18 protein-coding genes are annotated in these 26,827 nt (G+C 74.9%); 13 read left to right on the top strand and 5 right to left on the bottom strand.

Translation table 11 applies throughout. From position 1 onward, the window contains the following. Positions 1–201 precede the first annotated feature (201 nt). On the bottom strand, positions 202–1,476 hold the full coding sequence (ilvA, locus tag ABKW28_RS18150) for a threonine ammonia-lyase IlvA (RefSeq protein ID WP_348612214.1): 1,275 nt from the start codon (positions 1,474–1,476) through the stop codon (positions 202–204). Between the two features lie 143 nt (positions 1,477–1,619). Further along, a complete protein-coding gene (locus ABKW28_RS18145) occupies positions 1,620–2,786 on the bottom strand; it encodes an acyl-CoA dehydrogenase family protein (protein ID WP_348612212.1) in 1,167 nt (388 codons plus the stop codon). Positions 2,787–2,873: 87 nt separating this feature from the next. Between ABKW28_RS18145 and ABKW28_RS18140 the strand changes: the two genes are divergently transcribed. From ABKW28_RS18140 to ABKW28_RS18085, 12 genes are all read left to right on the top strand, one after another. Further along, the gene (locus ABKW28_RS18140; RefSeq protein WP_348612210.1) at positions 2,874–3,467 is read left to right on the top strand and encodes a TetR/AcrR family transcriptional regulator; all 594 of its coding nucleotides are present in this window, start codon (positions 2,874–2,876) and stop codon (positions 3,465–3,467) included. Between the two features lie 154 nt (positions 3,468–3,621). Next, positions 3,622–5,181 (top strand): hypothetical protein, encoded by a 1,560-nt coding sequence (locus ABKW28_RS18135; RefSeq protein ID WP_348612208.1) that lies wholly within the window; start codon positions 3,622–3,624, stop codon positions 5,179–5,181. A gap of 116 nt (positions 5,182–5,297) precedes the next feature. Further along, positions 5,298–5,765, top strand: a complete 468-nt coding sequence (locus ABKW28_RS18130) for a PGPGW domain-containing protein (RefSeq protein WP_348612206.1) — start codon at positions 5,298–5,300, stop codon at positions 5,763–5,765. After that, the gene (locus ABKW28_RS18125; protein ID WP_348612204.1) at positions 5,762–6,247 is read left to right on the top strand and encodes a PGPGW domain-containing protein; all 486 of its coding nucleotides are present in this window, start codon (positions 5,762–5,764) and stop codon (positions 6,245–6,247) included. The genes ABKW28_RS18130 and ABKW28_RS18125 overlap by 4 nt, the downstream gene beginning before the upstream one ends. An 85-nt stretch (positions 6,248–6,332) precedes the next feature. Continuing rightward, on the top strand, positions 6,333–9,674 hold the full coding sequence (recC, locus tag ABKW28_RS18120) for an exodeoxyribonuclease V subunit gamma (protein ID WP_348612202.1): 3,342 nt from the start codon (positions 6,333–6,335) through the stop codon (positions 9,672–9,674). Further along, a complete protein-coding gene (locus ABKW28_RS18115) occupies positions 9,671–13,156 on the top strand; it encodes a UvrD-helicase domain-containing protein (RefSeq protein ID WP_348612200.1) in 3,486 nt (1,161 codons plus the stop codon). Before recC ends, ABKW28_RS18115 begins: the two co-directional genes overlap by 4 nt. Continuing rightward, on the top strand, positions 13,153–15,039 hold the full coding sequence (recD, locus tag ABKW28_RS18110; RefSeq protein ID WP_348612198.1) for an exodeoxyribonuclease V subunit alpha: 1,887 nt from the start codon (positions 13,153–13,155) through the stop codon (positions 15,037–15,039). The genes ABKW28_RS18115 and recD overlap by 4 nt, the downstream gene beginning before the upstream one ends. A gap of 60 nt (positions 15,040–15,099) precedes the next feature. Further along, positions 15,100–15,714, top strand: a complete 615-nt coding sequence (locus tag ABKW28_RS18105; protein ID WP_193669748.1) for an amino acid-binding protein — start codon at positions 15,100–15,102, stop codon at positions 15,712–15,714. Between the two features lie 79 nt (positions 15,715–15,793). Continuing rightward, a complete protein-coding gene (locus ABKW28_RS18100) occupies positions 15,794–16,711 on the top strand; it encodes a 1,4-dihydroxy-2-naphthoyl-CoA synthase (protein WP_341230528.1) in 918 nt (305 codons plus the stop codon). A 173-nt stretch (positions 16,712–16,884) separates the two neighbouring features. After that, complete coding sequence (locus ABKW28_RS18095) at positions 16,885–17,421, top strand: DUF4333 domain-containing protein (RefSeq protein WP_193669746.1); 537 nt, start codon at positions 16,885–16,887, stop codon at positions 17,419–17,421. A gap of 37 nt (positions 17,422–17,458) precedes the next feature. Next, positions 17,459–18,157: an NAD-dependent deacylase gene (locus tag ABKW28_RS18090; RefSeq protein WP_193669745.1), complete on the top strand. Its 699-nt coding sequence runs from the start codon at positions 17,459–17,461 to the stop codon at positions 18,155–18,157. A gap of 114 nt (positions 18,158–18,271) precedes the next feature. Beyond that, positions 18,272–19,024, top strand: coding sequence for a hypothetical protein (locus tag ABKW28_RS18085; RefSeq protein ID WP_193669744.1), 753 nt, complete (start codon positions 18,272–18,274; stop codon positions 19,022–19,024). 46 nt (positions 19,025–19,070) lie between these two features. Here ABKW28_RS18085 and treZ read toward each other — a convergent pair whose 3' ends face one another. The 3 genes from treZ to glgX are packed head-to-tail and all read right to left on the bottom strand — an operon-like array spanning position 19,071 to position 25,457. Further along, on the bottom strand, positions 19,071–20,864 hold the full coding sequence (gene treZ / locus ABKW28_RS18080; RefSeq protein WP_348612196.1) for a malto-oligosyltrehalose trehalohydrolase: 1,794 nt from the start codon (positions 20,862–20,864) through the stop codon (positions 19,071–19,073). Then, the gene (gene treY / locus ABKW28_RS18075) at positions 20,861–23,239 is read right to left on the bottom strand and encodes a malto-oligosyltrehalose synthase (protein ID WP_348612194.1); all 2,379 of its coding nucleotides are present in this window, start codon (positions 23,237–23,239) and stop codon (positions 20,861–20,863) included. Before treY ends, treZ begins: the two co-directional genes overlap by 4 nt. 1 nt (position 23,240) lies before the next feature. Continuing rightward, complete coding sequence (gene glgX, locus ABKW28_RS18070; protein ID WP_193669741.1) at positions 23,241–25,457, bottom strand: glycogen debranching protein GlgX; 2,217 nt, start codon at positions 25,455–25,457, stop codon at positions 23,241–23,243. 143 nt (positions 25,458–25,600) lie between these two features. Here glgX and ABKW28_RS18065 point away from each other — a divergent pair, with 143 nt between their 5' ends. After that, complete coding sequence (locus ABKW28_RS18065; RefSeq protein WP_193669740.1) at positions 25,601–26,746, top strand: acyl-CoA dehydrogenase family protein; 1,146 nt, start codon at positions 25,601–25,603, stop codon at positions 26,744–26,746. Positions 26,747–26,827 lie beyond the last annotated feature (81 nt).

Here is a 26,827-nt window from a genome sequence, read left to right as displayed (position 1 = left end):
CCCCGACGCCCACCCCGACTCCGACGCGGTCGCCTCGCGCGCCGAGCTGCTGCCCGAGGAGAGGGAGGCCGGCAGCGACGACCCGCAGGCCCAGGCCGAGGCGATCCTGGCGGACTCCCAGGAGCGCACCGAGGACCCGGAGGGCACCCGCGACGACTCCACGCAGACGCCCGGCTAGGCATCGGGCCCCGCCCGGCGGGGCTACATCACCCAGCGGAAGAGCGGGCTCTCGGGCGGGACCTGCTCGACGCGCAGCGGCGAGGCGTCCATCCGGGCCAGGAGGCCGTCGAGGTCTCCGGCGGCGGCGAGCTCGACGCCGACCAGCGCCGGGCCGGTCTCGCGGTTGCTGCGCTTGACGTACTCGAAGAGCGTGATGTCGTCGTCGGGCCCGAGCACCTCGTCGAGGAAGCGGCGCAGCGCGCCCGGCTCCTGGGGGAACTCCACCAGGAAGTAGTGCTTGAGCCCCTCGTGCACCAGTGCGCGCTCGACCACCTCGGCGTAGCGGCTCACGTCGTTGTTGCCGCCCGAGACGATCGCCACGACCAGCGAGCCCGGCGCCAGCACCGGGCCGCCCGACTCCATCGGCAGCCGCAGCGCCGCGCTGGCCAGCGCCCCGGCGGGCTCGGCGATGATGCCGTCGGACTGGTAGAGGTCGAGCATCTCGACGCAGGCCAGCCCCTCGGGCACCGCGACCATCGGCGGCCGGTGCGCGGCGACCACGGCGTGCGTCCACGCGCCCACCCGGCGTACGGCGGCGCCGTCGACGAAGCTCTCGAGCTCGGGCAGGGTCACCGGCTCGCCGGCCTCGAGGGCCGCGGCCATGCTGGCCGCCCCGGCCGGCTCGGCGCCCACCACCCGCACGTGCGGGGCCCGCTCGGCGAGGAAGGCGAGCATGCCCGCGGCCAGGCCGCCGCCGCCGACCGGCACGACGACGGCGTCGGGCGCGCGCCCGACCTGCGCGTCGAGCTGGGCCAGCACCTCGCGGGCCACCGTGCCCTGGCCGGCGATCGTTCGCGGGTCGTCGAAGGCCGGCACCGGCGTCGCGCCGCTCTCGAGGGCGTACGCCGCACTGGCCGCGGCCGCCTCGTCGTAGGTGTCGCCGACGATCACGACCTCGACGAGCCCGCCGCCGAGCACCGCGACCCGCTCGCGCTTCTGGCGCGGGGTGGTGCGGGGCAGGTGCACCCGTGCCCGGACCCCGGCCCGGGCGCACGCGAAGGCGACCCCCTGGGCGTGGTTGCCGGCGCTGGCGCAGGTCACCCCCCGCTCGCGCGCCTCGGGCGGGAGCTGGTCGATGAGGGTGAACGCGCCGCGCAGCTTGTAGGAGCGCACCGGCTGCAGGTCCTCGCGCTTGAGCCACACCTCGAGGCCGAGCAGTGTCGAGAGCCGGTCGCTGCGGTGCAGCGGCGTCGGGCTGACGATGTCGGAGAGCCGGTGGGCGGCGGCGTCGATGTCGGCGGCGTCGGGGAGGTCCACCCGTCCAGCCTCCCACCCGGCCGGCCACCGCCCCGACCCGGCGCCAGTTCCCCGCGACCCGGCACCAGTTCCGCGGCTTTCGTCGGTCCGGTCAGGAAGTAGCGCCGGCTCGCGAGGAAGTCGTGCCGGCTCGGCGAGGTGGGTCAGAGGTGGGTGATGGCGCCGGGGGCGGACTTGTCGAGGGAGCGGGCGACGACCATCCGCTGGATCTGGTTGGTGCCCTCGAAGATCTGCATCACCTTGGCCTCGCGCATGTAGCGCTCGACCGGGAAGTCGCGGGTGTAGCCGTAGCCTCCCAGCACCTGCACGGCGTCGGTGGTGACCTTCATGGCGTTGTCGGTGGCCACCAGCTTGGCGATCGAGGCCTCGCGCCCGAAGGGCTGCCCGGCGTCCTTGAGCCGGGCCGCGTGCAGCACCGTGGCCCGGGCGCTCTGCACCGCGGCCTCCATGTCGGCCAGCACGAAGGCCAGGCCCTGGTGCTCGATGATCGGGCGTCCGAAGGTCTCGCGCTCGCGGGCGTAGGCCAGCGCGTGGTCGAGGGCGCCCTGGGCGAGGCCCGTGGCGACGGCCGCGATGCCCAGGCGCCCGGCGTCGAGGCCGGCCAGGGCGATCCGCAGCCCCTCGCCCTCGGCGCCGAGACGGCGCTCGACCGGCACCCGTACGCCGTCGAAGCGCATCGTGGCGGTCGCCGACCCGGTCAGTCCCATCTTCCGCTCCGGCGGGTCCGCGACCAGTCCCGGCGTGTCGGCCGGCACCAGGAAGCAGGAGATGCCGCCGCGGTCCTCGGAGGTGCGTGCCATCACCTTGTAGAAGTCGGCGTGCCCGCCGTGGGTGGTCCAGGCCTTGGCGCCGTCGATGACGTAGTCGTCGCCGTCGCGCCGCGCGGTGGTGCGCATCGCCGCGGGGTCGGAGCCGGCGTGCGCCTCGGAGAGGCAGTAGGCGCCGAGCAGGTCGCCGCCGAGCATGTCGGGCAGCCACTGCCGGCGCTGCTCGTCGGTGCCGAACTGCGCCAGCCCGAAGCAGCTCAGGGCGTGCACCGAGACGCCCACCCCGACCGAGGACCAGACTGCGGCGATCTCCTCGAGCACCTGCAGGTAGACCTCGTAGGACAGCCCGGCGCCGCCCTGCTCCTCCGGGTAGGGCAGCCCCAGCAGCCCGCTGCGCCCCAGCAGGCGGAAGACGTCGCGGGGGAACTGCTCGTCGGCCTCGGCCTCGGCCACGCGGGGGGCCAGCTCGTCGGTGGCGATGCGGCGCACGAGCGCCAGCAGCTCGGCGGACTCGTCGGTGGCCAGGACGCGGCGGGCGGGCATGGGTCCTCCTGAGGACGGGGAGACGGTCGAGTACCAGACTACGGGATCTGGTACCCGACGGCCCGTTCGCGGCCTATGCTCCGGCGGGTGGGCCCCACCGACTCCCTCGCCCGAGCCGACCGCCGGCGCGCCGAGCTGCTCGGGCGCCTCGCCGACCTGTTCCTCGCCGAGGGCTTCCTCGCCTTCGGCGTCGGCGACCTCGCCGCCCGGCTGCGCTGCTCCCGGTCCTCGCTCTACCTGGTCGCCGGCTCGAAGCCCGAGATCGTGCTGGCGACGCTGCGCGCGTGGTTCCGAGGAGCAGCCGAGCGCATCGAGCAGCGGGTGCAGGCCGAGCCCGACCCGGCGGCCCGGCTGCGCACCTACCTGCTCGCGGTCTCCGACGAGCTGGCGCCGGCCTCGCCGAGCTTCTACGCCGACCTGCTGGCCCACCCGCCGGCGGGCGAGGTCTACGAGGAGAACACCCGCCACGCGGCCCGCCGGGTCCGGGCGCTGGTCGACGCCGGCGTCGTGGCGGGGGCGCTGCGCCCCGTGGACGCGGTCTTCGTGGGGGCCGCGGTCGCCGAGGTGATGACCGGCATCCAGGCCGGCCGGGTGGGCGCGGCGACCGGGCTCAGCGACGCCGAGGCCTACCGGGCGCTGGCCGACGTGGTCGTCGGCGGGCTGGCCCGCCGGCCCGCCTGAGCGGGGCGTGCTCCCCTCCCGGCGACGTCGCTCGCTGGCTCTCGCGGGGGATGGGTATTTACCCTTGCTGCGCAGTCGGCTCACAGCCGGCTCACAGACACGTCGCACGAGGATCACGATCACCCTCGTGGGGCAGGGGACATGGGGGTCCGAGGTGGGTACGGAGCAGTCGCGCGGCGCGCCGCTCAAGCCGCTCGACGACCCGACCCCGCTCACCGGGCCGACCATCGACGTCGGCGTGCGCATCGGCTGGCTGCTGCGGATGGCACGGCTGACCGCGCCCGAGCGCCCCGCGCACCGGCTGGGCGACATGGTGACGCGGCTCGAGTGGCTGGGCCTGCGCACCAGCACGTCGTCGCTGCACCGCATCGAGACCGGAGCCGTGCGCGACGACCGGGTCGTCGCGGCGTACGAGGAGGCGCTGGCGCTGGCGCCGCACTCGCTGCGCGCCAGCATCGACATCGTGTGCCGCACCTTCCCCTACAGCCCCGTCGACCGCGCGCCGGTGCACCGTGTCGCCTCGCCCGAGGAGATGTCGCGCCTGCACGAGCCGGTGCTCGCGGGGGACGCCGTGGGCGGCCAGTGGCGCGAGTGGGCGCGTGCGATGGCCCAGCAGGGCAACGTGGGCCTGCCCGTCGACCAGGCCCGGGACCGGGTCTCGGCCCTGATGGGTGAGCTGGTGCGTTCCCACGGCACCTCCTACCTCATCCGGTACGACGCGCTGGCGACCTTGCGACGCAGCGCGTGGGGCGGCGTGGTGCGCGAGGCCGCCGAGGCGGTCCTGGCCGACCCCCACGTGCAGATGCCCAACGACGTGATGAGCGCGGTGGGGGAGGCCTTCGACGACGACACGAGGTCGTGGATGGTCGATCTGCTCGGAGACCCTCGCGAGCTCCTGGTCGAGGGCGCCGCGATCGGGCTGGGCGTGATGGCCGAGGCGCACGCCGCGCCGGGCTTCTGGGCGCCGGTGCTCGACCGCGTGGTCGCCCACTACAACGCCGTGGCCCAGGACCAGGGGGAACGGTGGCGCTGGCTCTCGCACGTGCTGCGGCTGGTGCCCGCCGACGAGCTCGCGGCGGTGCGCGGCGACGTGGCGCACCCGCCCTCCCCGGTCGGCGAGTCGCTGCGCCCCGCGGGACGCGAGGCGCTGGTCCGTGCCTGCCAGGTGCATGCCGAGGAGAGCTCGGCCGCCCTCGGCCTGCCCTACCAGCCGCTGCTGGCCCGGTTGCTCTTCGAGGTGGTCGGGGAGGGGCGCTCCAGCCGCTCGCACGCCAGCGCCCTGCTCCTCGGGGCACTGCCGGGGCTGCGCCGCGTCGCGGTGGACGCCGTCCTGTCGATCGCGGAGAGCCACCCCGACCCCTCGGTGCGGGAGCGGGCGACGAGCCGCGGTGCCTCGCTGGTCCACGACTACCTGCCACCGACCGTGCGTCGCCGCCTGCAGGAGGCGGACGAGCTCTCGGCCCGCGAGGCGGCCTGGTTGGCGATCGCAGGGGAGCAGGTGGACGAGGCCGTGCTGCGCCGTTGCTTGCGTACCTCCGACCAGCTGTTCGGGCCCGGCCGCGTGCTCAGCGTGATCGGTATCGCCGGCTCGCCGGTGCTGGGCGAGATCCTCGAGGAGCCCGGCTGGTCCGACGAGGTCCGCGGCGCTGCCGCCTGGTGGGTCCGCACGGGGACCCGCCTCGTCGACCCCCAGCCGGGCGCCACCGACGGCTGAGCCGCCCCCCGCCCCGTCAGCCCGACGAGCCCGAGAGGGCAGGAGTTCACCGGGCCGGCACCGGACGGCCGCCCGGCGGGCGGGTGGTCGTCGACCGGCCGCCGCAGGATGCGCCGATGCGCTCTCGCCTGCTGCTCGTGCTCGGCTGGGGGCTCGTCCTGCTCGGGGTCGTGCTCTACCCGCTGCCCGGACCCGGGCTGCTGGCGCTGGCGGCCGGGGTGCACGTGCTGGCCCGGGCCGACGAGCGGGTGGCCGCGCGGCTCGCCCCGTGGCGCGAGCGGGGCCTGCGCGCAGCGGCCCGCTCGGTGGCGACCTGGCCGCGCACCCTGGCCTCGCTGCTGGGCACCACGGCGCTGGCCGCGGCGGGCGTGCTGTGGCTCGTCGACCCCGCTCCGCCGTCGTGGTGGGGGCTGCCCGGGTGGGCGTGGCTGCCTGGCGGGACCTGGAGCGGCGTGGCCCAGATCGCCTCCGGGGCCCTCGGTGTCGCCCTCGTGCTCTGGTCGCGCGCGCGGCTGAGCAGCACCGCGCCGCGCCCACGAGGGCCTGGCGGCGCTTGGAAGGCTCTGGGATGGTGGGGTCCATGAAGTCCGCTGCGCGTCGGGTGACGCTCGAGGTCGTGGGCTGGACCCTCGTGGTCGTGGGCATCGCCGCCCTGGTGCTGCCGGGCCCCGGCCTGCTGATGCTCTTCGCCGGCATGGCGGTGCTCTCCCAGCAGTACGACTGGGCCGCCAAGCGGCTCGACCCGGTGAAGTACCGCGCCATGCGCGGCGCCGCCGACGGCGTCGCGACCTGGCCGCGGATCCTCGCCTCCACGACCGCGGCGCTGGTGGTGGCCGGCCTGGGCGTGGTGTGGATCGTCGGCCCGGACGCCCCCGGCTGGTGGTTCCTGGACGAGTCGTGGTGGCTGGTGGGCGGGGCCGCCACCGGCATCACCCAGGTGGCCTCGGCCGCCATCGCCCTGGGCCTGATCGTCTGGAGCTACCGGCGCTTCCACGACAAGCCGGAGGCCGTCGCCGACCTCGAGCGCGACATCAGCCACAGCGACTCCCAGCGCGAGGCGGTCTGACCCGGCTGACCCGGCTGACCCGGCTGACCCGGCTGACCCGCCACGTCCGGTCGGGCATGTCGGCGGGTCGTGCGATGCTGCCGCCGTGCCGCTCCACCTCCACCGCGCCACGCGCACCGACCGGCTCGCCGACGGCCTCGGCGGGCTGCTCGCCGCGCCGCTGGACGACCCGTTCGCCGAGGAGGTCGTGGTGGTGCCCGCCAAGGGCGTGGAGCGCTGGCTGACCCAGCGGTTGTCCCACACCCTGGGCGCCGGCCCCCGCGGCGGCGACGGCATCTGCGCCGGCGTCCGGTTCCTGACCCCCCACTCCCTGGTCTCGCTGCTGCTCGGCCGTGACCGTGACGACGCGTGGGAGCCCGACCGCCTCGTGTGGCCGCTGCTGGCCACCATCGACGACTGCCTCGACGAGCCGTGGTGCGCCACGCTGGCCCACCACCTGGGCCACGGCCGTCGCGGTGACGACGCCGAGCTGCGGCGCGACCGGCGCTGGTCGGTGGCGCGCCGCCTGGCCGGCCTGCTGGCGTCGTACGCCGTGCAGCGGCCCTCGCTGGTCGGTGACTGGCGCGAGGGGCGTGACACCGACGGCGCCGGCCGGGGCCTGCCCGACGACCTGGCCTGGCAGCCCGAGCTGTGGCGCCGCCTGCTGGAGCGGGTGCCCGCCGACCCGCCCGACGTGCGGCTGGCCCGCACCGTGGCCGCCCTCGAGAGCGGTGGCGAGGGGCTCGACCTGCCCGGACGCCTCTCGCTCTTCGGCCACACCCGGCTGCCCGTCAGCGAGGTCACGCTCCTCGGCGCCCTGGCCGCGCGCCGCGAGGTGCACCTGTGGCTGCCCCAGCCCTCGGCCGCGCTGTGGCGGGCGCTGGGCGACGTCGAGGGGCCGGTGCGGCGCCGCGCCGACAGTGCGGCCGAGCTGGCCGGCCACCCGCTGCTGGCCTCGCTGGGCCGCGACACCCGCGAGCTGGCCCGCACCCTGGCCCCCCTCGGCGCGCTCGACGAGCCGCTGGCCGACGAGGAGCCGGCCCCGGCCACCCTGCTGGCCCGGCTCCAGCACGACCTGCGGGCCAACCACGCCCCCGAGCCCCACGAGCGCACCGCCCGGGCCCACGACCCGGCCGACCGCAGCCTGCAGGTGCACGCCTGCCACGGCCCCGCCCGTCAGGTCGACGTGCTGCGCGAGGTGCTGGTCGGGCTGCTGGAGGACGACCCGAGCCTGCAGCCGCGCGACATCCTCGTGATGTGTCCCGACATCGAGACCTACGCGCCCCTGGTCTCGGCCGGGTTCGGTCTCGCCGAGGCCGTGGAGGACAGCCCCGGCGGCGGGCACCCCGCCCACCGGCTGCGGGTGCGCCTGGCCGACCGGGCGCTGAGCAGCACCAACCCGCTGCTCGCCCTGGCGGGGCGCCTGGTCGAGCTGGCCGGCGGCCGGGTCACCGCCTCCGACGTGCTCGACCTCGCCGGCTCCGAGCCCTGCCGCCTGCGCTTCGGCCTCGGCGACGACGACCTCGACCGGATCGCGCGCTGGGTCGGCCAGGCCGGCATCCGCTGGGGCCTCGACGCGCCGCACCGCGCCGCCTTCTCGATGGCCCGCTTCGAGCACAACACCTGGCGAGCCGGGCTCGACCGGGTGCTGCTGGGCGTGGCGATGAGCGGCGACGACCACCGGCGGGTCGGGCGCGGCCTGCCGGTCGACGACGTCGGCAGCTCCGACGTCGACCTGGTGGGCCGGCTCGCCGAGCTGGTCGACCGCCTCGACGGCTGCGTCACGGCGCTCTCGACGGCCGACGACGCCGCGTCGTGGATGAGCGCCCTGGGCGACGGCGTGCGGGCGCTCGGCGACGTCGCCCCCGACGACGCCTGGCAGCTCGCCCAGCTCGAGACCGAGCTCTCGCGGGCCGCCGCCGCGGCCGCCGACGGTCCCGACGTGCGGCTGCGCCTGGCCGACGTGCGCGCGCTGCTCGTCTCGCGGCTGGGCGGGCGACCCACCCGGGCCAACTTCCGCACCGGCACCCTGACCGTCTGCACGATGGTGCCGATGCGCTCGGTGCCGCACCGGGTGGTCTGCCTCGTCGGTCTCGACGACGGCGTGTTCCCGCGCAGCCTGGCCCCCGACGGCGACGACGTGCTGGCCCGCGACCCGCTCACCGGCGAGCGCGACGTGCGCAGCGAGGACCGCCAGCTGCTCCTCGACGCCCTGCTCTCGGCCACCGAGACCCTGGTGGTGACCTACACCGGCGCCAACGAGCACTCCGGGGCGCCCCGGCCCCCGGCGGTGCCGCTGGGCGAGGTGCTCGACGCGGCCGACCGCACCTGCGCGACCCCGGTGCGCGAGCACGTGCTGACCCACCACCCCCTGCAGCCCTACGACGCCCGCAACCTGGCCCCGGGCGCGCTGCTGGCCCACGACCCCCGGCCGTTCAGCTTCGACACCGCCGCGCTGGGCGGCGCCCGGGCCGCGGTCGCCGAGCGGGTCCCGCCCGCGCCGCTGCTGGCCGGCGACCTGCCGGCCGTCGAGCCCGGCGACGTCAGCCTGGCCGAGCTGCGCTCCTTCTTCCTGCACCCGGTGCGCAGCTTCCTGCGCCAGCGGCTCGACGTGTCGGCCCCGCTGGAGCCCGACGAGGTGGGCGACGCGATCCCGGTCTCGCTCGACGCGCTGGAGGCCTGGGCCGTGGGCGACCACCTGCTGCGCGAGGTGCTCGCGGGCCAGGACCCGGTCGCGGTGATGACCGCGGAGCAGCTGCGCGGCACCCTGCCCCCGGGCGTGCTGGGCGAGCAGGCCCTGCGCGGGGTGGTCGAGGAGTCGCAGAAGCTCTTCGAGCGCACCGCCGACCTGCGCCAGGGCGCGCCGCGCACCCTCGACGTCGACGTCGACCTGGGCGCCGGGCGGCGCCTGACCGGCACGGTCGCCGGTGTCCACGGCTCGAAGGTCCTGTCCCTGGGCTACTCCCGGCTCAAGCCCAAGCAGCGCCTCGCCTCCTGGATCGACCTGCTCGCGCTGTCGGCCGCGCACCCCGACGAGGTGTTCACCGCCCACGCGGTGGGCCGCGAGCGCGCCGGTCCGCGGCGGGCCCTCGCCGGGCCGCTCGACCACCGGGCCGAGGAGTGGCTGCGCCGCCTCGTCGAGCTGCGCGACCTCGGGCTGCGGCGTCCGCTCCCGCTGCCGGTGGCCACGGCGGCGGCCTGGGCCGAGGGCCGGGCGCGCGGCCTGATGGGCGACGACGTGTCGCCCGACGACCTGGCGCGCAAGGCCTGGGAGACCGACCCGCACCACCCCTACGGCATCGAGGGCGAGGACGCCGACCCCTACCACCGTCGCGCCTTCGGCGACGGCGCCGACCTGGGCGTGCTGCTGGCCGCGGGCCTCGGCGAGCACGCGTGGACGGTCTGGGAGCCCCTGCTCACCGGCGCCGAGAGGGTGGGACCGCTGTGAGCGCGCCCGGGTTCGACGTCTGCGCCCCCGACCTGCCCACGCCCGGCACCACCACGCTGCTCGAGGCCAGCGCCGGCACCGGCAAGACCTGGACGATCGGGGCCCTGGTGACCCGCTACGTCGTCGAGGGCACCGCCCGGCTCGACGACATGCTGGTGGTGACGTTCGGACGTGCCGCCAGCCAGGAGCTGCGCGAGCGGGTGCGCACCCAGCTCGTGGAGGCCGAGCGGGCGCTGGCCGGCGACCCCGACGTGGCCGCCGACACCGACCTGCTGCGCCTGGTGGTGGGCGACGGCGACGACCGCGAGCTGCGCCACCGCCGGGTCCTCGAGGCGCTCGCGGGCTTCGACGGCGCCACGATCGCCACCACCCACCAGTTCTGCGCGCTGGTGCTGGAGTCGCTCGGGGTGGCCGGCGACACCGACGCCCGGGCCCGCCTGGTGGAGGACCTCGACGACCTGCTGCGCGAGGTCGTCGACGACCTCTACCTGCGCGCCTTCGCCTACGCCGACGCCGACCCGGTCTTCAGCCACGCCGACGCGCTCGCCATCGCCCGGGCCGCGGTCGGCGACCCCCAGGCCCGCCTCGAGCCGGCCGACGCCGACCCGGCCACCCCGGCCGGTCGCCGGGTCGCCTTCGCGCAGGCCGTGCGCGACGAGCTCGACCTGCGCAAGCGCCGGCTCGGCGTGCTCTCCTACGACGACCTGCTGCTGCAGCTGGCGCGCGCCCTCGAGGCGCCCGGCTCCCCGGCCCGCACCCGCATGCAGGAGCGGTGGCAGCTGGTGCTGGTCGACGAGTTCCAGGACACCGACCCGGTGCAGTGGCAGGTGCTCGACCGGGCCTTCACCGGGGTGGCCACGATGGTGCTGATCGGCGACCCCAAGCAGGCCATCTACGCCTTCCGCGGCGGTGACGTCACGACCTACCTGCAGGCGGCGCGCAGCGCCGACCGGCACGAGACCCTCGGGGTCAACTGGCGCAGCGACGCCGCCCTGCTCGAGGCCACCCAGGCGCTGCTGGCCGGCGCCGAGCTCGGCGACGAGCAGATCGTGGTGCACCCCGTCAGCGCCCACCACCAGCAGCGGCGGCTCGTGGGCGCGCCGGTCGAGGCGCCGCTGCGGCTGCGGGCAGTGCGCCGCGACAGCCTGGGCCGCGGCCCGGGCACCTCGCTCGCGGTCGGCCAGGTGCGCCCGCACGTGGCCCGCGACCTGGCCCTCGACGTACGCCGCCTGCTCGCCTCGGGCGCGACGTTCGAGGGTCGCGAGCTCGAGCCCCGCGACGTCGCGGTCATCTCCTACCGCCACGCCGACCTGGCCGCGGCCCAGCGGGCGCTGGTCGAGGCGGGCGTGCCGGCGGTGATCGCCGGCGGCGGCAGCGTCTTCGCCACCCCGGCGGCCGTCGAGTGGCTGAGCCTGCTCGAGGCCCTCGAGCAGCCGCACCGCAGCGCCCGGGTGCGCGCGGCCGCGCTGACCTGCTTCGTCGGGCGCAGCGCCGCGGAGCTCGACGGCGACCCCGGCCCGGGTGGGCGCAGCCGTGACGACGTCACCGACGAGGTGGCCGACGTGCTGCGCCGCTGGGCCGACCTGGCGGCGCGCCGCGGGGTGGCCGCGGTGCTCGAGGCCGCCTCCGCCGCGGGGCTTCCCGCCCGGGTGCTGCGCGAGGTGGGTGGCGAGCGCCGCCTGACCGACCTGCGCCACATCGGCGAGGCGCTCCACGAGACCGCGCAGCGCGAGCACCTGGGGCTGGTCTCGCTGCTGGCGTGGCTGCGCGAGCAGGTCGCCGAGGGGCGCGCGGGCCGCGGGGCCGAGCGCACCCGCCGTCTCGACTCCGACGCGGCCGCGGTGCAGCTGGTGACCATCCACGCCAGCAAGGGCCTGCAGTACCCCGTCGTCTACCTGCCCGCCCTCGCCGACCGGTTCGTGCCCAAGCCGGTGCGCCCGCTCTTCCACGACGACGCCGGGCAGCGCTGCCTCGACGTCGGCGGGCCCCGCGACGCGGCCGCCGACGGCTGGGGCGAGAGCGTGCGGCGCTGGAACGACGAGGAGGCCGGGGAGTGGCTGCGGCTGCTCTACGTGGCGATGACCCGTGCCCAGGCGCAGGTCGTGTGCTGGTGGGCGCCGACCAAGAACGCCCTCGCCTCGCCGCTGCACCGGCTGCTGTGCCGCCCGCAGGGCGACCCCGTGGTGCCGCGCACGCCGCCGGTGCCCGGTGACGACGAGGTCGTCGGGCTCTTCGGCGACTGGGCGCGTCGCGGTGGCCCGGCTCCCGAGGCAGCCCTGTGGGGCGACCCGCCGCCGGCGCCCGCCCGGCCAGCTCCCGGCCGGCTCGAGGCCCGTCGCTTCGCGCGCGACGTCGACACCGCGTGGCGGCGCACGTCGTACTCCGCGCTCACGGCCGCCCCGAGCGCCGAGCGCGCCGCCCCCGGCAGCAGCGTCGCCGGGTCGCCCCCGTCACCCGGGGGTGCAGGTGGGGGCGCCGTGGGCAGCGAGCCCGAGAGCATCCCCAAGGACGACGAGCCCGCCACCCGCCCCGACGCGGTCCCCGCGACCCTCGACGGGGGGAGCCCCGCCGTGGTCCCCGCCGAGCTGCAGGTGGCCTCGCCGATGGCCGACCTGCCCGTGGGTGCGACCTTCGGCTCGCTGGTGCACGCGGTCCTCGAGCACGCCGACCCCGGGGCCGACGACCTGCGCGCCGAGCTGGTGGCCCACGTGCGCGACCAGCTCGTGTGGTGGCCGGTCGACGTCGACCCCGAGGCGCTCGCCGACGCCCTGGTCGCCGTCTGCGACTCGCCGCTGGGCAGCGCCGCGCCGGGGCTGCGCCTGCGCGACGTGGGGCTGCGCGACCGGCTGCGCGAGATGGACTTCGAGCTGCCGCTCTCCGGGGGCGACCTCGCGGAGCCTCTCGAGGCCGGGAGGCCCGAGCAGGAGGTGCGCCTGGGCGACCTCGCACCGCTGCTGCGCCGCCACCTCGACGAGACCGACCCGGTGCGGGGGTACGCCGCGGCGCTCGAGCAGCCGGCGCTGGGCGACCAGCCGCTGCGCGGCTACCTGACGGGCTCGGTCGACGTGGTGCTGCGCGTCGCCGGTCACGCTGGTGATGCAGGTGGCGCGGGCAGCGGGGCGACGCAGCCGGCCCCGCGCTACCTGGTGGTCGACTACAAGACCAACTGGCTCGGCCCGCCCGACGAGCCGCTCACCGCCCACGCCTACCGTCCCGCGGCCCTCGACGCGGCGATGGTGCACTCCGACTACCCCCTGCAGGCGCTGCTCTACGCGGTGGTGCTGCACCGCTTCCTGCGCTGGCGCCAGCCGGGCTACGACCCCGAGCTGCACCTGGGCGGCGTGCTCTACCTCTACCTGCGCGGCATGTGCGGCGAGGCCACGCCCCTGGTCGACGGGGAGCCGTGCGGGGTCTTCCGCTGGACCCCGCCGGTGCCGCTGCTCGAGGCGGTCTCGGACCTGCTGGACGGAGCCCGGCCATGACGACGACACCGACGACACCCACCACCGTCGCGCCCGCGGAGCCGCTCGGCCCGCACGACCGGCGCCGGGCCCGCTCGGCGAGCGGGCTGCTGGCCGGCTTCAACGACACCGGCCTGCTCGAGGCTGCCGACGTGCACGTGGCCCGCCGGGTCGCGGCGCTGGCCGGCGAGGCCGACAAGCAGGTGCAGCTCGCGCTGGCGCTGGCCGTGCGCGGGGTCCGCTCGGGCTCGACCTGCGTCGACCTGTCCGCCGTCCCCGCGCTGCTCGACCACCCCGGCTGGCCCGAGCCCGCGGGCTGGGTCGAGGCCGTCGCGGCGTCCCCGCTGGTCGCCGAGGGCGTCGTGCACCTCGAGGGCGACACCGTCTACCTCGACCGCTACCACCGCCTCGAGAGCCAGGTCTGCGACGACCTGGTCGAGCGGGTGGCCGCCCCGGCCCCCCAGGTCGACGCCGCCGCGCTCGACGCGGCGCGGGCCCGCATCCGCGGCGCCCGGCTCAGCGAGCAGCAGGAACGGGCCGCCGTCGGGGCGGTCGGACGCTCGACCACCGTGCTGACCGGCGGGCCGGGCACCGGCAAGACGACCACCATCGCCCGGCTCCTGGTGCTGCTGGCCGACCAGGCCGCGGCCCGCGGCGAGCGGTTCTCGGTGGCGCTGACCGCCCCCACCGGCAAGGCCGCCACCCGGTTGCAGGAGGCGGTGCTCGCCGAGCTCGCCGACCTCGACCCCGCCGACCGCGAGCGGGTGGGCCGCCCCGAGACCATGACCCTGCACCGGCTGCTCGGCTGGCGCCCCGACAACGCCACCCGGTTCCGCCACGACCGCGGCAACCGCCTCAAGCACGACCTCGTCGTCGTCGACGAGTCCTCGATGGTCGAGCTGACCATGATGGGCCGCCTGCTCGAGGCGGTGCGCCCGCAGGCGCGGCTCGTGCTGGTCGGTGACCCCCGCCAGCTCACCTCCGTGGGGGCCGGGGCGGTGCTCGCCGACGTGGTGCGCGGCTTCGCCGACCACTTCGGCGAGGACGCCCCGGAGTCACCGGTCGCCTCGCTGACCGAGAACTTCCGCTCCACCGAGCACATCAAGGAGCTGGCCGAGGCGCTGCGCGCGGGCGACGCCGACGAGGTGCTGGCCACGCTGCGCCGGCCCAGCGACGAGGTCGAGCTCGTCGAGCTGCCGGCCACGGACCCGACGGGCCAGGAGCCCGGCGCCCGGGCAGCGGGGGGCCAGGCGCTGGCGCAGACGCTGGGCGAGGCGCTGCGGGAGCGCTCCCTCGACCTCGCGCTGCGGGTGCGCCGCCACGCCGCCGCCGGCGAGCACGAGCAGGCCGTGGCGGCCCTCGACACCCACCGGCTGCTCTGCGCCCACCGCGACGGGCCCTACGGCGTGCGCTCCTGGAACCGGCAGGTCGAGCGCTGGCTCGCCGAGGAGGTCGGGGAGCCGGTGCTGGGGGAGTGGTACGTCGGGCGCCCGTTGCTGGTGACGACCAACGACTACGCGCTCGAGGTCTACAACGGCGAGACCGGGGCCGTCGTGCGCGCCCCCGACGGCCGGCTGCGCGCCTGGATCTCCGGCTCCGAGCGGTTGCGCGACTTCGCCCCCGCACGGCTGGAGGCGATCGAGACGATGCACGCGATGACGGTGCACAAGAGCCAGGGCAGCCAGGCCGCGCACGTGACCGTGCTGCTGCCCGAGGCCGACTCGCGGCTGCTGACCCGCGAGCTCTTCTACACCGCCATCACCCGTGCCCAGGAGCAGGTGCGGGTGGTGGCCTCGGAGGCGGCCGTGCGCGCCGCGGTCGCCCGGGAGGCGCAGCGCGCGTCGGGCCTGCGCGACCGGTTGGCCCAGCGGTTGGCCCAGCGGTTGTCGCAGCGCTCGGCATAGCGGTCGCCCGCCGGCCGCGCGTGACACGCGCCCGCAACACGGGCGGGCTAGGGTCGATGCGTGTCCTTCCTGCTGCGTGTCGAGCTGCCCGACGTCCCCGGCTCCCTGGGGCGGCTGGCGACCCGCATCGGTGAGGCCGGCGGCGACATCGAGGCCATCGAGATCGTCGAGAAGCGCGACGACGTGGCCGTCGACGACGTGCTGCTCGAGCTGGTGCCCGGCACCATGCCCGACACGATCGTCTCGGCCTGCCACGCGACGCCGGGGGTCCGGGTGCTGTGGATCAGCCGGTACGCCGCCGGCGGCCAGCTGTTCCTCGACCTCGAGGCCGTCGAGGAGCTGACCGCCAGCCCCACGCAGGCCATCAACCGCCTCGTCGACCTGCTGCCGGTGACCTTCCGGGCCGACTGGGCCGCACGGGTGCACCGCAGCGACGGCATCATGCACGCCACCGACGCGGCGCCGGCGGAGCTGCCGTTCGTCGAGGTCGTGCGCTCCCAGCGCGCCCAGCGCGCCGAGATCGACGGCGACGACAACAACGTCTACGCCGCCGTCGACCTCAGCGACGGCGAGGTCGTGCTGCTGGGGCGCCGCGGCGGCCCCGAGTTCCTCGACTCCGAGCTGGCCCGGGTCGGCCACCTGGCCGCGCTCGCGGTCGGCATCGCCCGACCCTGAGCAGGGTCGACCCGGCCCAGACCTCGCGTCGACCCGGCCCGGACCGGCAGCTCCCCGGCGCGCCGATACGCTGCTGGCCATGAGCGCCATCGACGGGGTGTCGGAGATCTTCGACGCCGAGGCCTGGGACGTCGTGCCCGGCTTCGAGGACCTGACCGACCTGACCTACCACCGGGCGCGCGCCCACGGCACCGTGCGGGTCGCCTTCGACCGCCCCGACGTGCTCAACGCCTTCCGCCCGCACACCGTCGACGAGCTGCTGCGGGTGCTCGAGCACGCCCGCACCACCAGCGACGTCGGGTGCGTGCTGCTGACCGGCAACGGCCCGAGCGACAAGAACGGCAAGTGGGCCTTCTGCACCGGCGGCGACCAGCGCATCCGCGGCCGCGCCGGCTACCAGTACGCCGAGGGCGAGAGCGCCGAGACCGTCGACAAGGCCCGCCTCGGGCGCCTGCACATCCTCGAGGTGCAGCGGCTGATCCGCTTCATGCCCAAGATCGTCATCTGCGTGGTCCCCGGCTGGACCGCCGGCGGCGGGCACTCGCTGCACGTGGTCTGCGACCTCACGCTGGCCAGCCTCGAGGAGGCCCGCTTCAAGCAGACCGACGCCGACGTCGGCTCCTTCGACGGCGGCTTCGGGTCGGCGTACCTGGCCCGCCAGGTGGGGCAGAAGAAGGCCCGCGAGATCTTCTTCCTCGGCCAGACCTACTCGGCCGAGGAGGGCGCCGCGATGGGCACGGTCAACAAGGCCGTGCCGCACGCCGAGCTCGAGGCCACCGCCCTGGAGTGGGGCCGCCTGGTCAACGGCAAGAGCCCGACCGCGCAGCGGATGCTGAAGTACTCCTTCAACGCCATCGACGACGGCCTGGTCGGCCAGCAGCTCTTCGCCGGCGAGACCACCCGCCTGGCCTACATGACCGACGAGGCCGCCGAGGGCCGCGACCAGTTCCTCGAGAAGCGCGACCCCGACTGGTCGCCTTACCCCTGGTACTACTGAGCCGGCCCGAACTTCGCGCCGACCCGGCCCAAACCTCCCGCCGAGCCGGCCCGGACCTCCCGCGGTCCAGACCAGGGACGGGACCTCACGAGAACCGCCCACCCCTGCGGCCCCCGCGAGGGATGCTCAGGGGTCGGGCGCCGTCGTGCGCGCCCCGTCCCCTGGGGGTCCTCGTGCGCCTGCCCGTCCTGTCCCCGTCCCTGGTCGGCGCGGTGCTCGCGCCCGCCCTGCTGCTGAGCGCCTGCAGCGGTGAGATCTCCGTCGGGGGCCCCGGCGCCGTCGACCGGGCCGACCTCGAGGGCGAGGTCTCGGCCAACATGAGCGGGCCCGACGCCGACCGGTACGACGTCGCCTGCGAGGGCGAGCTCGAGGCCGAGGTGGAGGCCACCCAGGACTGCCTGATCACCTTCTCCGACGACGGGTCGACGACGGGCGTGCGGCTGGTGGTCACCGCGGTGGAAGGCGACGAGGTCGAGTTCGAGCAGACCCTCTTCATCCCTGCCGACGAGGTCGCCGACGCGGTCGAGCGCGCGTACGCCGACCCGGGGCTCACGATCGACGAGGTGACCTGCGAGGGCGAGCTGGTCGGCGAGGAGGGCGCGACCACGACCTGCGACATCGTCTCCAGCGCGGGCGACGTGACGGTGGAGGCGACCACCACGACGGTGGACGGGCTCGTCGTGGACTTCGATCTCACGGTGGTGTCCTGAGCCGCACCCGAGGACGCGCTCGGCCTACCCTGGGCCGGTGAGCGTCGTCGTCCTGACCGGAGCCGGCATCTCCGCGGAGAGCGGGGTGCCCACCTTCCGTGACGCCGACGGGCTCTGGGAGGGCCACCACGTCGAGGACGTCGCCACCCCCGAGGCCTACGAGCTGGCGCCCTCGCGGGTGCTGCGCTTCTACGACGAGCGGCGCAGCGCCCTGGCCCGCGTCGAGCCCAACCCCGCCCACCGCGCGCTGGCACGGCTCGAGGAGGCGCTGGGCGACGACCTGCTGCTGGTCACCCAGAACATCGACGACCTGCACGAACGGGCCGGGTCGCGCCACGTCGTGCACATGCACGGCGAGCTGCTCTCGGCGCTGTGCCGCGCCTGCGAGGGCCGGGTGCGCTGGGAGCGCGAGCTGCTCGACCACCCGCCGTGCCCGGGCTGCGGGCACGCCGAGCTGCGCCCCGACGTGGTGTGGTTCGGCGAGATCCCCTACCAGATGGACCTCATCCTCGAGCGCCTCGGCTGCGCCGACACGTTCGTGTCCGTGGGCACCTCCGGGGCGGTCTACCCGGCCGCGGGCTTCGTGCAGCACGCGCGCCGCCACGGCGCCCGCACCCTCGAGCTCAACCTGGTGCCTTCCGAGGGCTCCATGTGGTTCCACGACTCCCGTCACGGCCCGGCCGGCGAGCTCGTGCCCGCCTGGGTCGACGAGGTCCTGGGCGCCCGCACGGGCTGAGCGTCGGCCGTCCTGGGCGCCCCGCCTGTGGAGAGGGCTGTGGAGAGCGCTCGCGGGCCGGCGGCGCACGTGGTGTGATCTGACCACGACCACGCGCGACGAGAGGACCACGACATGGCCGGCTGGGCACGACGTACGGCGGAGGTGGCGGCGCTGCTGGCAGCGAGCGCGGCCCTGGTCGGCTGCGGCGACGACGGGGACGGCTCCTCGGCCGGTGACGACCAGACGGGCGACTCCGCGGGCTCGTCGGCCTTCGCCGAGCAGGAGGGCGCCGAGATCCGCGACGCGTCGGGCGAGGCGATGGGTCAGCTGGAGAGCGTGCGGGTGCGCGGCGACATCACGATGGGTGGCGACGAGATCTCCCTCGACCTGGCCACCAGCACCGCGGGCGACTGCACCGGCACCCTGACCCTGGACGGCGCCGAGGCCGAGGTCCTCAGCGTCGGCGGGCAGGCCTGGTTCCGGCCCAGCGAGGAGTTCTGGACGTCGCAGGCCGGCCCCCAGGCCGACCAGGTCATCGACCTGGTCGCCGGCCGGTGGGTGGTGCTGGGCGAGGACGACGGGTTCGCGGAGTTCTGCGACCTCGACCAGCTGCTCGACGAGCTCGTCGAGAGCGACACCGAGTCGACGTACGAGACCGGTGAGCAGAGCGAGGTCGACGGGATCGCCGTCGTGGCGGTCGAGTCCACCGACGAGGACGGCGAGACCTCGACCGGCTACGTCGCCGTCGAGGAGCCCCACCACCTGGTGCGGATCGAGAAGACCGAGGGCGAGGACACAGGCACGGTGACCTTCACCGAGTTCGACGAGCCGCTCGAGGTCGAGGCGCCCGCCGACGAGGACATGGTCGACCTCGACTCACTGTGACCCAGGCGGCCTCGCGACCCGGCTGGTGAGGACCAGCCGGCCGCGGTCAGGCCCGTACGACGGCGCCGGCGTGCCCGGGCAGCACCAGCAGGCCCTGCGCGTCGAGCTCGGCGCCCGACGCGGTGGCGGCGAGCACCTGCCCCGGACCGGTGTGCACCTCGAGCGGCGTCTCGCCCAGGTTGAGCACGACCTGGAGCCGACCCCGGTGCAGCACCACGAGCCTCGCGGTCGCGTCGACCTCGCACCGGGTGGCCGCGAACGACGGGTCGGTCAGCTCGGGCCACTCCCTTCGCAGCCGGCCCAGCGTGCGGTAGAGCTCGAGCAGCCGCGCGTGCCGCCCGTGCCCGAGCTCGCTCCAGTCGAGCTTGGAGCGCTCGAAGGTCGCAGGGTCCTGCGGGTCGGGCACCACGGCGGGGTCCCAGCCCATCTGCTCGAACTCCGCGATCCGGCCCTCTGCCGTGGCGGTGCCCAGGTCGGGCTCGGGGTGGCTGGTGAAGAACTGGAACGGTGTGGAGGCCGCCCACTCCTCGCCCTGGAAGAGCATCGGGGTGAAGGGCCCCAGCAGGGTCAGCATCGCGGCGCAGCCGAGCTGGTCGTCGTCGAGGTGGCCCGGCGCGGGGTCGCTGAGGCGGTCGCCCACGGCCCGGTTGCCGACCTGGTCGTGGTTCTGGTTGGCCACCACCAGCCGCCAGGTGGCGGTGTGGTCGGTGTCGATGGGCACCCCGTGGTCGCGCCCGCGGAAGGAGCTGTGGGTGCCGTCGTGGAAGAAGCCCTGCTCGACGACCTTCTTCAGCGCGGTGAGCGGCTCGAAGTCGGCGTAGTAGCCGGTCGTCTCGCCGCTCAGCGCGACGTGCACGGCGTGGTGGTAGTCGTCGCTCCACTGGGCGTCGAGCCCGCGGCCACCGGCCTCGCGAGGACGGATCATCACCGGGTCGTTGAGGTCGGACTCGGCGATGAGCGTCAGCGGCCGGCGCTGGTGGGCCGACAGGGCCGCCACCTCGACGGCCATCTCCTCGAGCAGGTGCACCTCGGAGTCGTCGGAGAGCGCGTGCACGGCGTCGAGGCGCAGCCCGTCGACGTGGTGGTCGCGCAGCCACATCGCGACGTTGTCGAGGATGTAGCGGCGCACCTCGGCCGACCCCTGGCCGTCGAGGTTGACCAGGTCGCCCCAGGTGTTGCGACCGTCCTTGAGGTACGGCGCGTAGAGCGGCAGGTAGTTGCCCGACGGGCCCAGGTGGTTGTGCACCACGTCCTGGATCACGCCCAGGCCCTTCGCGTGGCAGCCGTCGACGAAGCGCTGGTAGGCCTCGGGGCCGCCGTACGACTCGGCGACCGCGAACCAGGCGACGCCGTCGTAGCCCCAGTTGTGGGTGCCGTTGAAGGCGTTGACCGGCATCACCTCGACCAGGTCGACGCCGAGGTCGACGAGGTGGTCGAGCCGGCCGAGCGCGGCGTCGAGGGTGCCCTCGGGGGTGAAGGTGCCCACGTGCATCTCGTAGATCACCGAGCCGGCGAGCTGGCGGCCGGTCCAGGAGTGGTCGGTCCAGGCGAAGGCCGACGGGTCGTAGGTGCGCGAGAGCCCGTGCACGCCGTCCGGCTGGCGCCGCGAGCGCGGGTCGGGTCGCGGGTCGGGGTCGTCGTCGAGCAGGTAGCCGTAGTCGACCTCGCCCTCCTGAGCGCCCTCGGGCACCGGCCCGTCGGGTGTCCACCAGTCGTCGTCGCCCCGGCGCATCGGCACGGTCTCGCCGGCCACCAGCAGCCGCACGCGCTCGGGCCGCGGGGCCCAGACGTCGAAGCGCCCGCGTCGGTGGCCGTGGCCGGGCGTGGTCGTCGTGGTCATCGGTCCTCCTTGACGAGCAGGGCGACGGGGTAGGTCGCCAGCAGGGTCGCGAGGTCGCCGTCGGTCACCTCGCCGGTCAGCACGTCGCGCCAGCGTCCGGCCGGCAGGTCGAGACGGGTCCCGCCCCAGCCGCCGCGGTCCGCGAGCCCGACGGGCAGCCGGGTCGCCACCGTGACGGCGCCGCCCCGGTCGAAGGCGAGGACGTGGCCGGAGGCCTCGCCGGTCGCGGCGATCGGGGTGTAGCCGGTGAACAGGTCGGCGTGGTCGCGGCGCAGCCGCAGCGCGGCCGTGGTGACCAGCAGCTTGGCCTCGCCGGTGTCGTCGACGCCCGACGGGGCGGCCGGGCGCTGCCCGGCGTCGATCCCGGCGAGCAGCCGGGCCCGCAGGTCGAGGTCGACCGGGCGCCGGTTGTCGGGGTCGACCAGCGACTGCTCCCACAGCTCGGAGCCCTGGTAGACGTCGGGCACGCCCGGCAGCGTGGTCGCGAGCAGCTTGGCGGACAGCGCGTTCGACCAGCCCGCGTCGACGACCTCGGCCACCAGGGCCTCGAGCACGCCCCGGACCTCGCGGTCGTCGAAGGCGGCGTCGACGGCGGCGTGCACAGCGGCCTCGTAGGTCTCGTCGGGCTCGGTCCAGGTGGTGCGGTCGCCGGCCTCGCGCATCGCCTTCATCGCGTAGCCGTGCAGCCGCTCGCGCAGCACGTCGTCGGGGTCGGAGCCCCAGGCGCCCAGCACGGCCTGCCACAGCAGGGAGCCGAAGCCCGGGTCGGGCAGCGGCGCCAGCGCCAGCAGCCGGTCGAGCGTCTCCTCCCAGCGCTGCGGCACCTCGGCGAGCACGGTGATGCGCGCGCGCACGTCCTCGCCCCGCTTGGTGTCGTGGGTCGACAGCGTCGTCATCGCGTGCGGCCAGTCACGCTGGCGCGCCGCGAGGTGCTGGTGCAGCTCGTCGACGGGCAGCGAGAACTCGTGGGGGTCGCCGCCGACCTCGTTGAGCGAGGTCAGGCGCGAGTAGCGGTAGAACGCGCAGTCCTCGACGCCCTTGGCCATCACCATCCCGCTGGTCTGCTGGAAGCGGCGGCAGGCGTCGAGCGAGGGGTCGCGCAGCCACGGCTCGATGGTGTCGAGGGTGGCGGCCAGGTCGGGGCGGCGCTCGCGGGCGGCCGCGAACGCCTGGTCGACGTGCTCGGCGCCCTCGGGCAGGTAGGAGCGGTAGACGGGGAAGCAGGCCATCAGCTCGGCGACCGCGTCGGCGGTGCTCGAGGGCACCCGCTCGGGCACGTCGCGGCGCAGGTCGCGCACGATGCGCCGCACCTCGCTGTGCAGGATGCCGTCGGCCACCTCGCGCTTGAGGTCGTGCACCATCGCGGGGTAGTCGACGACCTCGCCGTCGGGCAGCCCGCGCAGCCGCGCCTCGAGCGCGTCGAGCGGCGCCTGACCCGCGGGGTCGGTGAGCACCCGGTCGACCCAGGCCAGGGCGTCGTACCCGGTGGTGCCGTCGGTGGCCCAGCTGGTCGGCAGCGCCTCGCCGGGCTCGAGGATCTTCTCCACCAGCGTGTACGCCGACCCGGTGAGCTCGGCGAGGTCGTCGAGGTAGCCCTTCGGGTCGCGCAGGCCGTCGGGGTGGTCGACGCGCAGCCCGTCGACGAGGCCCTCGGTGAACCAGCGGCGGATCTCGACGTGGGTCTCGTCGAAGACCTCGGGCTCCTCCACCCGCACCGCGGCGAGGGTGTTGACGGCGAAGAAGCGGCGGTAGTTCAGCGCGTCGTCGGCGCGGTGCCAGTCGACGAGCTCGTAGTGCTGGCGCGCGTGCACGGCCTGCGGGTCGTCGTCGACGCCCTCGGCGGTGCCGTGGGCCACGGGGAAGGCCTGGTCCCAGTAGTGCAGCTCGAGGCCGCGCTCGCCCTCGACGAGGCGCAGGTGGTCGACCTGCCCGTCGGGCAGCAGGTCGTCGTCGCCGACGACGGGGATGCGCAGGCGCTGGTCGGCGGTGTCCCAGTCGATGTCGAAGGCGCCCGCGTGCTCGGCGTCGCGGCCGTCGCGCAGCACCTCCCACCACCACGGGTCCTCGCTGGGGGTGGCGACCCCGACGTGGTTGGGCACGATGTCGACGAGCACGCCCAGGCCCAGGCGCCGGGCCTCGGCGCTGACGGCGTCCAGGCCCTCCTCGCCGCCGCGGGACTCGTCGAGGTGGTCGTGGGCGACCACGTCGTAGCCGTGGCTGCTGCCGGGCTCGGCGGCCAGGAGCGGCGAGAGGTAGACCCAGTCGACGCCCAGGTCGTGCACGTAGGCCAGCCGGCGGGCCACCTCCGGCAGGTCGAGGTCGGCGCTGACCTGGAAGCGGTAGGTCGACACCGGCCGGCGGGTGGGACCACCCACGTCAGGCCTCCTCGCCGGTCGCGGTCTGGGACTGCGCGGCCATCGAGGCGGCCACCGAGTGGTCCACGTCGGCCTCGGGGGCGGCGTACTCCTGGAGCACCAGCACGCTGCGCGAGGCCATCGTGACGACGCTGTCGGGGTCGAGCGGCTCGGGACGGTCGCCGTTGCCGGCGGTGTTGATGGCGACCTGCCAGCGCGCGGCGTACTCCTCGGGGGGCAGGGTCACCTCGACGTCGAAGTCGGCGGCGTTGAAGTAGAGCAGGAAGTGGTCGTCCTCGATGACCTGGCCGCGCGGGTCGCGCCCGGCGATGCCGTGGCCGTTGAGGTACATCCCGAGCACCCGGTCGTCGCCCTCCCAGTCCTCGTCCTCCATCGGGCGCCCGGAGGGGTGCAGCCACACGATGTCGTTGAGGCGCTCGGCGCCCTCGGGGCCGGTGCGCACGGTGTTGCCGGTGAAGAAGCGCTTGCGGCGGAAGGTCGGGTGCTCGGCGCGCAGCCGGGAGACCGCGGCGGTGAACTCCACCAGCGGGGTGTCGAGGCGGTCCCAGTGCATCCAGGCGATCTCGGAGTCCTGGGCGTAGGTGTTGTTGTTGCCGTCCTGGGTGCGCCCGGCCTCGTCGCCGTGCAGCAGCATCGGCACGCCCTGGCTCAGCAGCAGCGTGGTGAGGTGGTTGCGCTGGGCGCGGGCCCGCAGCTCGAGGACCGCCGCATCGTCGGTGGGCCCCTCGACGCCGTGGTTCCACGAGCGGTTGTGGCTCTCGCCGTCGTTGTTGTCCTCGCCGTTGGCCTCGTTGTGCTTGTCGTTGTAGGACACGAGGTCGCGCAGCGTGAAACCGTCGTGGGCGGTGACGAAGTTGATGCTCGCGAAGGGGCGCCGGCCCGACTGCTCGTAGAGGTCGGAGGAGCCGGAGAGCCGGCTGGCGAACTCGCCCAGCGACGGCTCGCCGCGCCAGAAGTCGCGCACGGTGTCGCGGTAGGCGCCGTTCCACTCGGTCCACTGCGGCGGGAAGCCGCCGACCTGGTAGCCGCCGGGGCCCACGTCCCACGGCTCGGCGATCAGCTTGACCTGGCTCACGACCGGGTCCTGCTGGACGAGCTCGAAGAACGTCGCCAGCCGGTCGACCTCGTAGAACTCGCGCGCCAGCGCGGAGGCCAGGTCGAAGCGGAAGCCGTCGACGTGCATCTCGGTGACCCAGTAGCGCAACGAGTCCATGATCAGCTGCAGCGAGTGCGGGTGGCGCACGTTGAGCGTGTTGCCGGTGCCCGTGTAGTCCATGTAGTAGCGCGGGTCGTCCTCGACGAGGCGGTAGTAGGCCTGGTTGTCGATGCCCTTCATGCTCAGGGTCGGGCCCAGGTGGTTGCCCTCGGCCGTGTGGTTGTAGACCACGTCGAGGATCACCTCGATGCCGGCGGCGTGCAGCTCCTTGACCATCGCCTTGAACTCCTGGACCTGCTGGCCGCGACCGACCCCGGCGTGCGCGGAGGCCGAGTAGTCGGCGTGCGGGGCGAAGAAGCCCAGGGTGTTGTAGCCCCAGTAGTTGCGCAGCCCCTTCTCGAGCAGCGTGTTGTCCTGGATGAACTGGTGCACCGGCATCAGCTCGACCGCGGTCACCCCGAGCTTCTTGAGGTGCTCCACGACCGACGGGTGCGCGACGCCGGCGTACGTGCCGCGCAGCTCCTCGGGGACGTCGGGGTGCAGCTGGGTCAGGCCCTTGACGTGGGCCTCGTAGACGACCGTGTCGTTGTAGTCGACGCGCGGGCGGCGGTCGCCCTCCCAGTCGAAGAACGGGTTGATGACCACGCCGAGGGTCATGTGCGGCGCGGAGTCGTCGTCGTTGCGGGAGTCCTCCTCGCCGAAGGTGTAGGCGAAGAGGCTGGGGTCCCAGTCGATCTCGCGCCAGGTCGCCTTGGCGTAGGGGTCGAGCAGCAGCTTGTTGGGGTTGCAGCGCAGGCCCTGCTCGGGGTCCCACGGGCCGTGCACGCGGTAGCCGTAGCGCTGCCCGGGCTGGATCGTCGGCAGGTAGCAGTGCCAGACGTGCGCGTCGACCTCCTGCAGCTCCACGCAGGTCTCGAGCAGCGGCCCGTCGGGGTGCTCGGGGTCGTCGTCGAAGAGGCACAGCACGACGCTGTCGGCCACCTCGCTGAAGAGCGCGAAGTTGGTGCCGCTCCCGTCGAACGTCGCGCCGAGCGGGTAGGCGGTTCCGGGCCAGGTCTCCATGCGGGTGGTGCTCCCTCGAGTGCGTGGGTGGTGCGGGTTGGATCGATCAAAGCACGGGCGGGCCCCGTCCATGCCCACCCGCAAGGGGGCCTTCCCCGCTCGCTGCTGTGCCACACGCGCTACCCGCCGGTAGCATGTGCGGCATGAAGCGGAGCATCTTTGACGAGGACCACGAGGCCTTCCGCGCGTCTGTGCGCGAGTTCCTGGAGCGTTCGGTGATCCCGGACGTCGAGCAGCACGCGGCCGACAAGGCCCTGCCGCGCGAGTTCTGGCTCGAGGCCGGCAAGCAGGGGTTCCTGGGCCTGGAGATCCCCGAGGAGTACGGCGGCGTGGGCGCCGGGGACTACCGGTTCAATGCGGTCGCCGCCGAGGAGCTCAACAAGGTCAACGCCGCGCTGGGCTCGTGCTGGGGCATCCACGCCGACATCACCGCGCCGTACATCGTCGAGCTCGGCACCGAGGAGCAGAAGCAGCGCTGGCTGCCCGGCGTCGCGGCCGGCGAGATCCTGCTCGCCATCGGCATGACCGAGCCCTCCGGCGGCTCCGACCTGGCCGCGCTGAAGACCACCGCCGTGCGCGACGGCGACCAGTGGGTCATCAACGGCTCCAAGACCTTCATCACCAACGGCTACTCCGCCGACCTGGTGATCACCGCGGTGCGCACCGACCCCGAGAAGGGCGCGCGCGGCATCACGCTCTTCGCCATCCCGTCCGACGCCCCGGGCTTCAGCCGCGGGCGCAAGCTCGACAAGGTCGGCCAGGACGAGTCCGACACCGCCGAGCTGTTCTTCGAGAACGTGCGCCTCGGCGACGACCACGTCATCGGCGAGCTCGGCGGCGGCTTCATCGCGATGATGCAGAAGCTCCCGCAGGAGCGCCTGGGCTGCGCGATCTCCAACGTGCACCACGCCAAGCAGATCCTGGTCGAGACGCTGCAGTACACCAAGGACCGCAAGGCCTTCGGACAGTCGATCGGGCAGTTCCAGCACAACAAGTTCCTGCTCGCCGAGCAGTTCACCGCCATCGAGGTCGCCGAGGCGTACGTCGACCAGTGCGTCGTGGCCCACGACAAGGGCGAGCTCACCCCGGTCGACGCGGCCAAGGCCAAGTGGTGGACCAGCCAGGTGCAGAACGACGTGCTCGACCACTGCGTGCAGCTGCACGGCGGCTACGGCTTCATGAACGAGTACCGCGTGGCGCGGGCCTGGCGCGACGCCCGCGTCTCGAAGATCTGGGCCGGCTCGAACGAGATCATGAAGGAGCTCATCGGCCGCGACCTCGGCCTCTGAGCGCCCCGGCGGGGCCGCTGAGCGCAGCCTCACCTTCGTTGTCGGGGGTCGTGGGTCCACGGATGATGGACCCATGACCCC

The sequence above is a fragment of the Nocardioides sp. 31GB23 genome (assembly GCF_040012395.1).
Lineage (GTDB): Bacteria > Actinomycetota > Actinomycetes > Propionibacteriales > Nocardioidaceae > Nocardioides > Nocardioides salarius.
The sequence above is the reverse complement of the archived record's forward strand: the minus strand, read 5'-3'. Positions and strand labels throughout refer to the sequence as shown.

Excerpts from the sequence above, each read along its gene's own strand:
- recD (WP_348612198.1), top strand. The coding sequence starts at position 13,153 with ATGACGACGACACCGACGACACCCACCACCGTCGCGCCCGCGGAGCCG.
- glgX (WP_193669741.1), bottom strand. The coding sequence starts at position 25,457 with ATGGAGACCTGGCCCGGAACCGCCTACCCGCTCGGCGCGACGTTCGAC.
- treZ (WP_348612196.1), bottom strand. The coding sequence starts at position 20,864 with ATGACCACGACGACCACGCCCGGCCACGGCCACCGACGCGGGCGCTTC.
- ABKW28_RS18085 (WP_193669744.1), top strand. The coding sequence starts at position 18,272 with ATGGCCGGCTGGGCACGACGTACGGCGGAGGTGGCGGCGCTGCTGGCA.
- ABKW28_RS18145 (WP_348612212.1), bottom strand. The coding sequence starts at position 2,786 with ATGCCCGCCCGCCGCGTCCTGGCCACCGACGAGTCCGCCGAGCTGCTG.
- ABKW28_RS18130 (WP_348612206.1), top strand. The coding sequence starts at position 5,298 with ATGCGCTCTCGCCTGCTGCTCGTGCTCGGCTGGGGGCTCGTCCTGCTC.
- ABKW28_RS18065 (WP_193669740.1), top strand. The coding sequence starts at position 25,601 with ATGAAGCGGAGCATCTTTGACGAGGACCACGAGGCCTTCCGCGCGTCT.
- ABKW28_RS18100 (WP_341230528.1), top strand. The coding sequence starts at position 15,794 with ATGAGCGCCATCGACGGGGTGTCGGAGATCTTCGACGCCGAGGCCTGG.
- ABKW28_RS18125 (WP_348612204.1), top strand. The coding sequence starts at position 5,762 with ATGAAGTCCGCTGCGCGTCGGGTGACGCTCGAGGTCGTGGGCTGGACC.